Annotated in this window: 13 protein-coding genes and 1 tRNA gene; 8 read left to right on the forward strand and 6 right to left on the reverse strand. The window is 70.6% G+C overall.

Features of this window, described 5'->3' with window-relative positions; genetic code table 11:
• The first annotated feature begins 94 nt into the window (after positions 1-94).
• Genes FCN22_RS04600 through FCN22_RS04610 form a run of 3 tightly spaced genes read left to right on the forward strand, consistent with a single transcriptional unit; the run spans position 95 to position 2,906 of the window.
• Entirely contained in the window at positions 95-592 is a 498-nt protein-coding gene (locus tag FCN22_RS04600; protein ID WP_137120506.1) for a hypothetical protein, read from the forward strand.
• A complete protein-coding gene (locus FCN22_RS04605; RefSeq protein WP_238384520.1) occupies positions 589-1,245 on the forward strand; it encodes a gluconate 2-dehydrogenase subunit 3 family protein in 657 nt (218 codons plus the stop codon). The genes FCN22_RS04600 and FCN22_RS04605 overlap by 4 nt, the downstream gene beginning before the upstream one ends.
• On the forward strand, positions 1,245-2,906 hold the full coding sequence (locus FCN22_RS04610) for a GMC family oxidoreductase (RefSeq protein WP_137120362.1): 1,662 nt from the start codon (positions 1,245-1,247) through the stop codon (positions 2,904-2,906). The genes FCN22_RS04605 and FCN22_RS04610 overlap by 1 nt, the downstream gene beginning before the upstream one ends.
• Positions 2,907-3,003: 97 nt before the next feature.
• Here FCN22_RS04610 and FCN22_RS04615 read toward each other — a convergent pair.
• Together FCN22_RS04615 and FCN22_RS04620 are read right to left on the reverse strand one after the other, a co-directional pair.
• A tRNA-Pro gene (locus FCN22_RS04615) sits at positions 3,004-3,077 on the reverse strand.
• Positions 3,078-3,144: 67 nt separating this feature from the next.
• Positions 3,145-4,086: a metallophosphoesterase gene (locus tag FCN22_RS04620; protein WP_238384521.1), complete on the reverse strand. Its 942-nt coding sequence runs from the start codon at positions 4,084-4,086 to the stop codon at positions 3,145-3,147.
• Positions 4,087-4,145: 59 nt separating this feature from the next.
• Between FCN22_RS04620 and FCN22_RS04625 the strand changes: the two genes are divergently transcribed.
• Entirely contained in the window at positions 4,146-4,613 is a 468-nt protein-coding gene (locus tag FCN22_RS04625; protein ID WP_137120364.1) for a GatB/YqeY domain-containing protein, read from the forward strand.
• A gap of 54 nt (positions 4,614-4,667) precedes the next feature.
• Here FCN22_RS04625 and FCN22_RS04630 read toward each other — a convergent pair whose 3' ends face one another.
• Positions 4,668-7,139, reverse strand: coding sequence for a penicillin-binding protein (locus FCN22_RS04630; RefSeq protein WP_137120365.1), 2,472 nt, complete (start codon positions 7,137-7,139; stop codon positions 4,668-4,670).
• A 280-nt stretch (positions 7,140-7,419) separates the two neighbouring features.
• Here FCN22_RS04630 and FCN22_RS04635 point away from each other — a divergent pair, with 280 nt between their 5' ends.
• Positions 7,420-7,746: a WhiB family transcriptional regulator gene (locus FCN22_RS04635; protein WP_137120508.1), complete on the forward strand. Its 327-nt coding sequence runs from the start codon at positions 7,420-7,422 to the stop codon at positions 7,744-7,746.
• A gap of 92 nt (positions 7,747-7,838) precedes the next feature.
• On the opposite strand, the gene bagB is transcribed toward FCN22_RS04635, so the two are convergent.
• Genes bagB through FCN22_RS04650 form a run of 3 tightly spaced genes read right to left on the reverse strand, consistent with a single transcriptional unit; the run spans position 7,839 to position 10,853 of the window.
• A complete protein-coding gene (gene bagB / locus FCN22_RS04640; RefSeq protein ID WP_137120366.1) occupies positions 7,839-9,020 on the reverse strand; it encodes an ArsA family ATPase in 1,182 nt (393 codons plus the stop codon).
• Positions 9,020-10,033: an ATPase BagA gene (gene bagA, locus FCN22_RS04645; protein WP_137120367.1), complete on the reverse strand. Its 1,014-nt coding sequence runs from the start codon at positions 10,031-10,033 to the stop codon at positions 9,020-9,022. The genes bagB and bagA overlap by 1 nt, the downstream gene beginning before the upstream one ends.
• Before the next feature lie 10 nt (positions 10,034-10,043).
• The gene (locus tag FCN22_RS04650) at positions 10,044-10,853 is read right to left on the reverse strand and encodes an alpha/beta hydrolase family protein (RefSeq protein WP_137120368.1); all 810 of its coding nucleotides are present in this window, start codon (positions 10,851-10,853) and stop codon (positions 10,044-10,046) included.
• An 83-nt stretch (positions 10,854-10,936) separates the two neighbouring features.
• Here FCN22_RS04650 and FCN22_RS04655 point away from each other — a divergent pair, with 83 nt between their 5' ends.
• The 3 genes from FCN22_RS04655 to FCN22_RS04665 all read left to right on the forward strand — a co-directional run bounded on the left by FCN22_RS04655 (position 10,937) and on the right by FCN22_RS04665 (position 13,042).
• On the forward strand, positions 10,937-12,208 hold the full coding sequence (locus FCN22_RS04655; RefSeq protein WP_137120369.1) for an NAD(P)/FAD-dependent oxidoreductase: 1,272 nt from the start codon (positions 10,937-10,939) through the stop codon (positions 12,206-12,208).
• A 199-nt stretch (positions 12,209-12,407) separates the two neighbouring features.
• Complete coding sequence (gene sp36 / locus FCN22_RS04660) at positions 12,408-12,563, forward strand: Sp36 family protein (protein ID WP_137120370.1); 156 nt, start codon at positions 12,408-12,410, stop codon at positions 12,561-12,563.
• Positions 12,564-12,565: 2 nt separating this feature from the next.
• Positions 12,566-13,042 (forward strand): RidA family protein, encoded by a 477-nt coding sequence (locus tag FCN22_RS04665; RefSeq protein ID WP_137120371.1) that lies wholly within the window; start codon positions 12,566-12,568, stop codon positions 13,040-13,042.
• Positions 13,043-13,078 lie beyond the last annotated feature (36 nt).

A 13,078-nucleotide genomic window follows, 5' to 3' on the forward strand; every position in this document is an offset into this window, starting at 1 on the left:
CGCACCGCCCGCGCGGTGCGGCGATTGTGCAGCCCACTGCTGGGTAGAAGTGAGGAAGGCCATCGACAAGGAGGACCCTCTCGTGCTTTCGGCAATGCGTGCACTGCAGCAAGCCATCCCCATGCGGTCGTCGGTTGGGCGCTCCGAGCCCGTGGGCGAGGTGCTCCACGGCATCGACAGGGTGCTCCGCGACGTCGAGACGGGCCGCTTCGAACGAAGCCTCTCCGGCCTCACGGCGGCCGGCGCGGTCATCACGAGCACCGAGATCTTCTTCGAGCACGACAAGGCCAGCTTCGGAGACCCCTGGATGTGGGCGCCGATCGCGCTGGGCCCGGTCGGCTTCGCGGCGGGCGTCGCAGGCGTCTTCAGCAAACGGATGGCCAAGACGATGCTTCCGCTCACCTCGTCGGTGATCGTCCTGAACGGGATCCAGGGGACCTGGCTGCACGCACGGGGCATCAAGCAGAAGCCCGGTGGCTGGTCGAACTTCCGGTACAACATGGAGATGGGGCCGCCGTTGCTGGCGCCGCTGCTGATGACGATGGTCGGGGGCATGGGCCTGCTCGCTTCCATCCTGAGGCGCGAGAAGTGAACCAGAAGCTGCCTCTCCAGGACCCCAACGCGCGAGGACGGTTCCCCGGGTTCGACACCGCCTCTCAAGCCGAGTACTGGGACATGGCCACCAAGGCCGTGGTCGCCGAACGGCTCGGTATGCCGCCGAACATCCGCTTCTTCACCCGGGAGGAGGAGGCGACAGCCAACGCCCTGTGTGACCAGCTCCTCGATCAGCAGGAAGACCCGCGCGTCCCCGTGGTGCACCTCATCGACGCGCGCCTCGCCGAGAAGCAGTACGACGGCTGGCACTACGAGGACATGCCGGAGGACGCCGAGGCGTGGAAGCAGTCCTTGGCGGCGCTCGACCAGGACTCGCGCGAGGCGTGGTCCCGGCCCTTCCACGAGTGCGATCTCGGCGAGCAGCGCGGAGTGATCCAGGCCATCGTCGACAGGGGCAGCGGCGAGTGGCACGGCATGATCGCCAAGCGGGTGTGGAGCCTCTGGACCCGCTACGCCTGCTCCGCCTTCTATTCGCATCCTTGGGCATGGGACGAGATCGGGTTTCCCGGGCCGGCCTTTCCGCGCGGCTACAAGAACATCGGCGTCGACAAGCTCGAGCCCTTCGAGGTGCGCGACGCGAAGCCGGTGGATCCGACGCGGATCGGCGACGCGGACCGGGGGAAGAGCTGATGCGCCTGCTGCCGGGGTCGCTGGACCACGTCCGCGAGCGCAACGAGTCGGCGTGGCTGATGCCGCCCCATCCGGGCACCAACCACCAGCTGCGCCACGACATGCGCCGGTTCGAGGACGATGACGAGGTCGATCTCGTGATCGTCGGCTGTGGAGCGGGAGGATCGACGCTCATGCAGCGGCTGGCACGTCTGGGCTGGCGCATCGTGGCCCTGGACGCGGGGCCGTTCTGGGAGCCGGAGCGGGACTGGGTCAGTGACGAGGCGGGCTCACACCACCTCTACTGGAACGACCCCCGCGTCATCGCCGGCTCCGATCCGGTTCCGTTGGGATCCAACAACTCCGGGCGGGGCGTGGGTGGCTCGATGGTGCACTATGCGGGCTACACGCCGCGGTTCCATCCCAGCGACTTCCGGACCTACAGCCAAGACGGCGTGGGCGCGGACTGGCCCTTTGCCTACGAAGATCTGCGTCCCTACTACCAGGACATCGAGGAGGAGCTGCCTGTCGCGGGAGAAGACTGGCCCTGGGGCGACCCGCACAGCTATCCGCACAGCCCCCACCCCGTGGGCGGGAACGGCGAGATCTTCCTCGAGGGTGCCCGCAAGGTAGGCATCACGGCGAAGGTCGGCCCGGTCGCGATCAGCAACGGCCGCTTCGGCAACCGCCCGCACTGCATCTACCGCGGCTTCTGCCTGCAGGGCTGCAAGGTCGACGCGAAGGCGTCGCCGCTGATCACGCACATCCCGGACGCGCTGGCGCACGGTGCCGAGGTGCGCGCGGACTCAATGGTCACGAGGGTCGGGGTCGACGACCGCACCGGCCGCGCGACCGGCGTGCACTACGTACGCCGTGGCCGGGAACGGTTCCAGCGGGCGCGCATGGTGGCGGTCGCGGGATACTCGATCGAGACCCCTCGGCTGCTGCTGAACTCCGCCACCGAGCGGTGGCCGAACGGGCTGTGCAACGACCACGATCTCGTCGGCCGCTATGTCATGGTGCAGGGCGCGCCGCAGACGGCCGGCCGGTTCGACCGGGAGATCCGGATGTACAAGGCGCCGCCACCGGAGGTCAGCAGCGAGCAGTTCTACGAGACCGACCCGAAAGCTCCCTACCAGCGCGGCTTTTCGATCCAGACGGTCTCGCCCTTGCCGATCACCTGGTCGGAGCACGTCATCGCCCAGGGCCACTGGGGCGCTTCGCTGCGGGAGTACATGAGTGACTACGTGCACTGGGCCTGCTTCGGTGCCCTGTGCGAGTTCCTGCCCCGTCCCGAGAACCGGGTCACCCTCGATGAGGAGAAGGACCGGCACGGGATGCCGATCGCGCACTTCAGCTACTCCCAGGGCGAGAATGACCAGCAGCTGTTGCAGGCCGCGCAGCAGAAGATGGAGGAGATCCTGCACGCGGCGGGTGCGGACGAGACCATGACGATCCAGCGATTTGCCCACCTGGTGGGTGGTGCCCGGATGGCGGCCACCGAGGACAAGGGCGTGGTGAGCGGCGACTGCCAGAGCTTCGCGATCCCCAACCTCTACCTCACCGACGGCAGCGTGCTGCCCACCCAGGGCAGCGCCAATCCCGCACTGACGATCATGGCGATCGCCGCGCGGGCGGCCAGTCGGCTGGCCCGCGGGGCCCGAGGAGGACCTCCCCGGTGAGGTCGGCCACGCCGCCGAGGCACGGGCGGACGGCGAGGAGATTTTGTCCCCTGACAGCAAAGGTCCGCTCCGACTGTTTCGGGCGAACCTGCTGCTGTCGGGGTGACAGGATTTGAACCTGCGGCCTCTTCGTCCCGAACGAAGCGCGCTACCAAGCTGCGCCACACCCCGTGGCTGGCGCCACACAAGGCAGCGCCAGCACACAATAGCCGAGCACCTCGCCACGGACCGAATCGGGTCAGGCCGAGCGACTCGTCAGCGTCAGCAGGGTCGCCTCCGGCCGGCAGGCGAAGCGGGCTGGAGCGTAGGGCGACGTGCCGAGCCCGGCCGACACGTGCAGCCACGCGGCGTCGTCCGGACTGTGGGGTGAGGCGGCGGAGCCCGCACCCGGCCACCACCGGGACACGCCCTTGGCGCGCCCGAGCGGCAGGTCGCAGTTGGTCACCAGCGCACCGGCGAACGGCAGACAGAGCTGCCCGCCGTGCGTGTGTCCGGCCAGGACCAGGCCCGCGCCGTCGCGAACCATGGGGTCGAGCACCCGCTGGTATGGCGCGTGCACCACTCCCAGCGTCAGCGCCACCTGCCCGTCGGCCGGCCCGGAGACGCTCGGGTAGTCGTCGAGCTGGATGTGCGGGTCGTTCACCCCGACCAGCTCGAGGCGGACGCCGGCCACCGTCGTGGTGGTGCGCGCGTTGTCCAGGTCGAGCCATCCCGCGCTGGTGAAGGAGCGGACCAGGTCGTCGGTCGGCAGACCCCTGGCACGCGTCTCCGGGGCCTTGCGGTGGCTCAGGTCGAAGTACCGCAGCGGGTTCTTGGCGGTCGGCCCGAAGTAGTCGTTGGACCCGAGCACGAAGGCGCCCGGCAACTCCATCAGCGGTGCCAGCGCCTCGACCGCGGAGGGCACAGCCCGCAGGTCGGCCAGGTTGTCGCCGGTGTCCACGACGAAGTCCGGCTCGAGTGTGGCCAGGCCGCGGACCCAGTCGATCTTGCGCCGTTGGCGCGGCACCAGGTGCAGGTCAGTGAGGTGCAGGATCCGCAGCGGCCGGGTGCCCGGAGGGAGCACGGGCACGCTGACGCGGCGCACGACATACGCCTGGCGTTCGACGAGGGAGGCGTAGGCGAGTCCGGTGGCGGCGCTGCCGAGCAGGCCGAGCGCGGATCTGCGCAGGAGAGAGGTCATCGGGGACATCCTCCCAAACAGGGTGTGGCTCGCCACGCGGGCGGTGACAGACTGCACGCATGACGCCGAGCCAGTCGCTGAAGACCACCCTGCGGGCCGACCTCACCGAGGCCATGCGCGAGCGCGACAAGGTGCGCTCCGGGACGTTGCGGATGGTGCTGACCGCCGTGACCAACGAGGAGGTCGCGGGTAAGGAGTCACGCGAGCTCTCCGACGACGACGTGCGCAGGGTCGTGGCCAAGGAGGCGAAGAAGCGCCGCGAGGCCGCGGAGGCGTATGACGGTGCGTCCCGTCCCGAGCTCGCCGAACAGGAGCGGGCGGAGCTCACCGTGCTCGAGGGCTACCTGCCGGCCCAGCTCACGGACGACGAGCTGGACCACCTGGTGGCCGACGCCGTGCAGGAGACCGGTGCGACCGGGATGGCGCAGATGGGGCAGGCCATGAAGGCGGTCCAGCCCCGGGTGGCCGGGCGGGCCGAGGGCGGCCGGGTGGCCGCCGCCGTCAAGCGCCGCCTCAGCGGCGGCTGAGCCCGGCGGTCTGCACCGCCGGCTCCGCTCCTTCGGCTCGGGGCCGGTCGCTCGCTATTTCGGCTTCTTCGGGCCGGGCTTGGTCTTCTTCGTGCTGGGCTTGGTCGTCGTCGGTGCCGGTGTGGAGGTCGGCGACGGTGCCGGTGTGGAGGTCGGCGACGGTGCCGGAGTGGAGGTCGGCGACGGTGCCGGCGGGGGCGGGGGAGCGGGGACGTACCCGGTCGACGGGTAGACCCAGACCGTGTCACCCTCGGTCATCTTGGTGCCTGCCGTGGGGTCCATCTCCGCGACGGTGCCCTGCGGGTAGTCGGAGTAGACGTCATGGCCCTCGCGGCCGTTGAAACCGGCGTTCTTCAGCGTCTTCAGCGCCTCGTCCAGCGGCATGCCGGTCACGCTGGGGACGGTGATCTGCTTGCCGTGCACCATCGTCGGGCTGGGCTTCTCGAACTTCTTGATCGGCTCGCCCTGGAGGGCGGCGTCCATGATCGCCTTCCACGTGGGTGCGGCGATGGTGGAGCCGAACAGCCAGCCCTCGTGGAACTTGCCGGCGAGGGTGAAGTCCTTGACCTTCTCGTTGTTGGTCTTCGGCGTGCCGACCCAGACCGAGGTGGCCAGCTGCGGGGTGAACCCGGTGAACCAGCTCTCGTTGCCGCCGTCCGTGGTCCCGGTCTTGCCGGCCGCCGGGCGCTTGTCGGCCAGCTTGTTGCCACGCGCGGTCCCGTTGTCGTCGAGGACGTGGGTGAAGATCGAGGTGACGCCGTTGGCCACGTCCGGCTCGAGGACCTGCTTGCACCTGTCGCCCGGGATCGGCAGCTTCTTGCCGTCCGGGGTCGTGATGGACAGGACAGGGGTGGGGGTGCAGTACTTCCCGTGCGCAGCGATGGTCGCGAAGGCCGAGGCGACCGACATGGGGGATGACCCACTGGTGCCGAGCGTGATCGAGGCCGGTCCGGGGTCGACCGGCTCGCCGTTGCCCTGGTGCAGGCCCATCCTGGTCATCGTCCGCTGGATCTTGCAGGTGCCCAGCTTGGACACCAGCTCGGCGAAGGCGGTGTTGAGCGACTCCGCTGTCATCTTGGTCAGCGAGATCCGGCCGGTGAAGGTGCCGATGTCGTTGGCGACCTCCCAGTCGGTCACCATGCCGCCGCCGCACTTGTTCTTCGGGAAGTCCTGCGGGGTGAAGACTGCGGCGCGGCCCGCGGTCGGAGGCCGCACATAGATCGTGGAGTCGATCGGCATGCCCGACTCGAGCGCCGTCGTGATGGTGAACAGCTTGGCGGTGGACCCGATCTGGAAGCCGCCGGAGGAGCCGTAGCGCTCGTCGATGGCGTAGTTGACGGTCGTGTTGGCATCGCCGGGCTGCAGGGAGTACTTGGTGTTCTGGGCGATCGCCAGGACGTGGCCGGTCCCCGGCTGGATCATGGCGGCCGCCGCGCCCAGCTTGAGCTTGTTGTGCATCGGGACCGCCTTGAGCAGCTCCCGACGGGCGATCTTCTCGATCTTCGGGTCCAAGGTCGTCTTGATCGTCAGGCCACCGCGGTTGAGCAGGCGGTCGCGCTCCTCGACCGTCTTGCCCAGCGCTGGCTGCTGCTTGAGCCAGGCTATGACGTAGGAGCAGAAGTAGGGGTGTGGCGAGGCGGCGCAGTTGCTCTTCCGGTTGGTGACGTGCAACTGGAGCTTGCTGGTCTTGGCCTGCTTCCACGCCTTGGTGCTGATCATGTGCTGCTGGTGCATCTTGGCCAATACCACGTTGCGGCGCTTGACCGCCGCCTCCGGGTAGTGGATCGGGTCCGTGACACCCGGTTGGTTCACGACGCCGGCCAGCAGAGCGGCCTGGGGCAGGCTGAGCTGGCTCGCGTGGATGCCGAAGTAGTGTCGGGCGGCCGCCTCCACGCCATACGCCTGGTCGCCGTAGTAGACGAGGTTGAGGTAACCCTCGAGGATCTGGTCCTTCGTCATCTTCTTCTCGAGGGTGACGGCGTACTTCAGCTCCTGGACCTTGCGGGCGATGCCTGCCCAGCCGTGCCGTGCCGTGGCCTCCTGGGCAGCCTGCTCGTTGCCCGAGGCCAAGGCGTTCTCCTGCAGCGAGACCTTGACGAACTGCTGGGTCAGCGTCGAAGCGCCCTGGGTCGTGGGGTTGACGGCGTTGAACGCCAGCGCGCGGGCCACGCCCCGCAGGTCGATGCCGCCGTGCTCATAGAAGCGGGAGTCCTCGATGGCCACCTGCGCCTTGCGCATGACCGGGGCGATCTCCTTCAACGGGACGACGGTGCGGTCCTCGTCGGCCGGGGTCGCGATCAGCGAACCGTCGGCGGCGTAGATCTTGGACTGTTGGGCGAGCGGGTTGGCCGAGAAGTTGCCGGGCAGGCCGTCGAACAGTCCCACTCCCTCGCGGGTGGCGGCTCCGGTGGCACCCACAGCCGGGATGACCAGCCCGGCGCCGAGCAGGCCGATGACGACCGCCGTCGCGAGGAACGCCCCGAGCAGGCTCAGGACGTTGGCAAGTTTGGTGGCTTGACGCTGCATGGTGGCCAGAGTAACCCGCGCAGGCCCGCGAACCCGACTCCGCGAGGCGCCGTGGCGGGTGGTCCTGCGGGCCCGAACTGTGGTGTGCGGCGGGACCTGCGATCACCCCGGCCGGCAGTGACTAGTCATTTGTGACTACCCGGAAACGGTCCTGCGGGGTCATGGTGCCTTACGACACCACTCCATAGCCTTCAACGGATGAGATTTTACCTATTGCAGAAGGTCTCTTGACTAAGTGCAGGCTTGGTCTTGGTAAAGACAGGGGAAGACAGTGACAGCGATCGCGAATCGACGGCCCGGAAGTTCCTCGGACGAGCCCGCGGCCTGGGTCGAGGAGTGGGCGCCCCTGGCGGCCTGCCGGACCTCGGAGCCGGACGCCCTGTTCGTCCGCGGCGCGGCCCAGCAGGTGGCCAAGCAGGTCTGCATCGGGTGCCCGGTCATCGCGGAGTGTCTGGCCGACGCGCTCGACAACCGCACCGAGTTCGGGGTCTGGGGCGGGATGACCGAGCGTGAGCGGCGCGCCCTGCTCAAGCGGCGGCCGGACGTCAAGTCGTGGAAGGCGCTCTTCCAGATGGACCGAGCGCGGCACCACCCGACCGCCTCCTGAGCCCCCTGCTCGTTGAGCTCCCCTGCTCGTTGCTGGGAGAGGGCGTCACAGGTGACGCCCTCTCCCAGCAACAGGCAGCGGGGGTCTGGGCCTCAGCCGTCGGCGAGGGCCACGCCGATCTCGCGCAGCGCGGTCAGGTCGTGGATGTCCTCCGCGGCGGCCGGCACCGCCACCACCGGGGTCTCCGGGTAGGCCGCGGTGAACGCACGGGCCCGGGCCTCGTGTCGGGCGGCCGTCTCGGCGAGGTCGGCGTGCAGCCGCAGGATGGCGGCGGTGACCGATCCCTCGGGCAGCGTCTCCGCCGCCGCCATCGCCCGCCCGGCACTCAGCCCGTTCGCCCGGGTCCGCTGCACCCGGTTGATGACGAGCCCGGCCAGCGGCATGTCGTCCCGGTCGAGCCGGTCGACGAAGAACGCCGCCTCGCGCAGGGCGTCGCGCTCCGGCGTCGCGACCACCAGGAACCGGGTGCCCTGCTGCTGCAGCAGGGCATAGGTCTGGTCGGCCCGCTCCCGGAACCCACCGAACATCGTGTCGAGCGCGGCCACGAAGGTCTGGACGTCGCGCAGCAACCGGGCGCCCAGCACCTTGCTCAGCGTGTTGCTCACGACGTTGACCCCCGCGCTGAAGACCTTGAGGTAGGCGCGGCTGCCCGCCCTGGCCGGAGCGGCGAGGATCCGGATGAACCGGCCGTCGAGGAACGACCCCAGGCGACTGGGCGCGTCGAGGAAGTCCAGCGCGGAGCGCGAGGGCGGGGTGTCCACGACGATGAGGTCCCACCGCGGCGCATCGCCTCCCGCGCTGAGCTGGGCGTGCAACTGCCCGAGCTTCTCCATCGCCATGTATTCCTGCGTGCCGGCGAAGGAGCTGGAGACGGCCTGGTAGAAGGGGTTGGCGAGGATCTGCTCCGCCTTCTCCGGCGTGGCGTGGGCCTGCACCACCTCGTCGAAGGTGCGCTTCATGTCGAGCATCATCGCGTCGAGCGACCCGCCGGCGGACAGGTCGAGACCGGCGACCGGCCGTGGGGTGTTGTCGAGTTCCTCGAGCCCGAGGGCCTGCGCGAGCCGGCGGGCGGGATCGATGGTGAGCACCACCACCTGCCGGCCCGCCTCTGCCGCGCGGACCGCCAGGGCAGCGGCCGTCGTGGTCTTGCCCACGCCACCGGACCCGCAGCAGACCACGATGCGGACCTCTCGGTCCTCCAGCAGGGCGTCCGCGTCCAGGGCCGGCGCATCGGCGACCGCGCGCGCGCCGCCACGTGCCTGCTTGGCGGCCATCACGCCATACCCTGCTCGGTGAGCAACCGGGCCAGCACCCGCACACCGCCCGCGTCGACGCCCTCGGGCATCAGAGGCAGCCGGTAGAGCGTGCGGCCGAGCCCTTCGAGGCGCTCGGCCTGCGCCTGCTCGAGCGCGATCCGGGCGGCGTGCTCCGCGGTCTCCTCGAGCAGCCCGCGCAGCAACGCAGGCCGGGCCTTCACGCCGGCCGCGGTCAGGTCGTCCGCCACCGCGTCGCTGTCCAGGCCACCCGATCGCGCGGCGTCGAGGGCCGTCTCGTCGAGGTCCGCCTCCCGGACCTGGTTGACGACGACGGCGCCACGGTTGAAACCGGCTGTCGGCAGCTCGGCCGCCGCGTCGACGGTCTCCTGCACCGGCATCTCCTCGAGCAGTGTGACGATGTGCACGGCTGCCTGCCGCGACCGCAGCAGGGCGGTGATCGAGTCGGCCTGCGAACGGATGGGGCCGACCCTGGCCAGCCCCGCGACCTCCTCGTTGACCCCGAGGAAGCGCACCACCCGACCGGTCGGCGGTGCGTCGAGCACGACGGCGTCGTAGAGGCGGGCTGGGTTCGGGCCCTTGGACTTCGGGTCACGCCGGCGCCGGACGGCCTCGTAGACCTTGCCGATGAGCAGCACGTCGCGCACCCCGGGGGCGATCGTGGTGGCGAAGTCGATGGCGCCGAACCGTTCGAGCACCCCGCCGGCCCGGCCGAGCTTGTAGAACAGCTGGAGGTATTCGAGCAGCGCGGCCTTCGCGTCGACCGCCAGCCCCCACACCTCGCCGCCGCCCGCGGCGTGGGCGACCCGCGACTCCTTGTCGGACAGCGGCGGCACGTCCAGCACCTGGCTGATGCCCTGGCGTCCCTCGACCTCGGCGAGCAGCACCCGTCGGCCGCCGGCGGCCAGGGCCAGCGCGAGCGCGGCCGCGACGGTGGTCTTGCCCGTGCCGCCCTTGCCGGTGACCACGTGCAGCCGCACGCCGTCCCACTCCGCTGCCTGCCCTGGGCTCATGCCACGGAGCCTAACCAGCCCCGGCCAGGTCCCGCACGGCCGCGAGTCCTGCCGCGAAGGCGGGGTCGTCCGGGTCGATGAGCTCGAAGTGCCCGGCCCCCGGTATGACGTCCAAAGTCACCGAGCGGCCGGCTGCGGCCGAGATCCGTTGGTAGGACTGCGAGATCGACAGCGGCACGACGGTGTCGTCCTCCCCGTGGACCAGGTGGACCGGCGCCGGTGCGGGCACCAGCCGGGCGGGGTCGGCTCTGGCGTATCGGTCGTCGAGGTCGTCCGGGCGGCCGCCCATCAGGTCGACGGCGGCGCCGTTGCCGAGTCCGTCCCGGGCGGTGCGGCCGAGGTCGACGCACCCGGCGAGCGCCACCGCTCCGCGCACGCCGGCACCCTCCGGCTGGCTCAGCAGCCAGACCGCGAGGTGCCCCCCGGCGGAGTGCCCCGCCAGGACGACCACCTCGGGCAGCTGCGGGTCGGCCCGGATCGCGCCGAGCGCACTGCGCACGTCCTCGAAGGTCCCGGGCCAGCCGCCCCCGGGCGACCCCGTGCGGCGGTACTCCGGCACCGCCACGTGGAACCCGTCGTTTGCGTAGGCCTGCGCCTGGCAGCCGGCGTGGGCGCGGTCGACCCGGTCCCGCCAGAACCCGCCGTGCAGGATGACCACGGTGGTGCCGCGCTCGCGTGCGGGCGGCAGGCGGACGTCATACAGGTGGTCGGGCCCCGTGCCGTAGCGGCCGGTGAGATCCGGCGGTGGGGCGACGCGCGTGAGGATCGGGTGCTCGGGCCCGGCCTCGGCGGGGACCGGTGCTGCCTCGTTGGTGACCATCGCCGTCGACGGTAGCGGGTCGGCTGATAGCGTCCGGAGCAGAACTACGACATCGAAGTCGTCGGAGATGGGAAGCGCTGCTCATGGCCACGCCAGTTCGTCCCGAGTCGGGACAGGGACCCGCACACGTCGTCGTCATCGGAGCCGGGATGGTGGGCTTGTCCACGGCCTGGTTCCTGCAGGAGCGCGGGGTCCGCGTGACGGTGCTCGACCGCAACGGGATTGCCGCCGGTTCCTCGTGGGGCAACGCGGGATGGGTCTCGCCGGGACTCGCGATCCCGCTGGCCGAGCCGTCGGTCATCAAGTACGGCGTCAAGGCGATGCTCGACCCCGACTCACCGCTCTACGTGCCGGTCAAGCCGGACCCCGAGCTGCTGTCGTTCCTGGTCGGCTTCGGCCGGCGCTGCACGATGGGGCAGTGGCGCAAGGCGATGGCCGCCTACGTGCCGGTCAACCGCCGCGCGATCGAGGGTTATGACCTGCTCGAGGCGGGGGGCGTCAAGGCCACGAGCCACGAGGCGCCGATCATGGCGGCGTTCCTGCGCGAGGAGGACGCGGCCGGGCTGCGGCACGAGGTCGAGCTGATCCGCGAGGCGGGGCTCGAGCTGGAGACCTCCGACGTCGACGGCGCCGCGCTGCGCTCCGAGCTGCCGATCGTCGCTCCGGAGGTCGAGACCGCGATCCGGATCGCTGGCCAGCGCTTCATCAACCCCGGCGAGTACGTCTCGGCCATCGCCGACGCCGTGCGCGACCGTGACGGCGACGTGCAGGTGGGCGTCAACGCCCGCACCCTGCGCCACGGCCCCGGCGGCATCACGATCGAGATGCACTCCGGCCCGCCGGTCAGGGCCGACGCCGTGGTCGTCGCCACGGGCGCGTGGCTGCCCGAGCTGGCCAGGGCGTATGGCGTCCGCACCAGGTTGCGTGCCGGCCGCGGCTACTCGTTCAGCGTCTCGGTCGACAACCCGCCGGTGCCCTGCCCGGTCTACTTCCCCTTCGAGCGGGTGGCCTGCACGCCGATCGGTGACCGGCTGCGGATCGGCGGCACGATGGAGTTCCGCGGCCCCGACGAGCCGATGCACATCGAGCGGGTCGAGGCGATCGTCAAGTCCGGTCGGCCGCTGCTGTCCGGCGTCGACTGGGACGACCGCAAGGACGTCTGGGTCGGGTCGCGCCCGGTCACGGTGGACGGGCTGCCTCTCGTCGGTGCCACGAAGGCGCCCGGCGTGTGGGTGGCCGGCGGCCACGGCATGTGGGGCGTCACGCTCGGCCCGATCACCGGCGAGCTGCTCGCCGAGCAGATGGTCACCGGCGTCGTGCCGGAGGCGCTGCGCCCCTTCGACCCCGTGCGCTGACGGCCCGGCTCCCGCCTCACGCAACGTCCTGCGGTGTGGTCGTGGGGGCCGCCGGTTCGCAGGACGTCCCGGTCGGGCTTGGCGTGAGGTCCTGCGGTGTGGTCGTGGGGGCCGCCGGTTCGCAGGACGTCCCGGCATTTCCCCGCCGCCGAACCCACCACTCCGAGCGACGCCACAGCCCGGCGATAGAGTGCGAGCCATGACCAAGTGGGAGTACGCGACCGTGCCGCTGATCGTGCACGCGACCAAGCAGATCCTCGACCAGTGGGGCGAGGACGGTTGGGAGCTCGTGCAGGTCCTGACCGGCCCCGACAGCACCAACCTGGTGGCATACCTCAAGAGAGAGAAGGCCTGACCATGACCTCTGGTGTCGAGACGCGTCTGTCCGAGCTGGGCCTCACCGTGCCCGAGGTGACCGCGCCGGTGGCCGCCTACGTGCCGGCGCTGCGCGAGGGCAACCTGGTGCACACCTCGGGGCAGCTGCCCATGGTGTCGGGCGAGCTGGTGCAGGCGGGCAAGGTCGGCGACGGTCACGGCCTGGTGCCGGCCGACGACGCCAAGAAGCTCGCGCAGACCTGCGCGCTCAATGCCATTGCCGCGGTCAAGAGCGTCGTCGGAGACCTCGACAAGGTGACCCGAGTGGTCAAGGTCGTCGGCTTCGTCGCCAGCGACCCGACCTTCACCGGCCAGCCCGGAGTGATCAACGGCGCGAGCGAGCTGCTGGGCAAGGCCTTCGGCGACGCCGGCGCCCACGCACGCTCGGCCGTCGGTGTGGCTGTCCTGCCGCTGGACTCGCCCGTCGAGGTCGAGATCGTCGTCGCCGTCGAGGACTGAGCCATCGCCGAGGCCGGCGCCGGCTCGGTGCGCGAC

Source organism: Segeticoccus rhizosphaerae, assembly GCF_005222685.1.
GTDB lineage: Bacteria > Actinomycetota > Actinomycetes > Actinomycetales > Dermatophilaceae > Segeticoccus > Segeticoccus rhizosphaerae.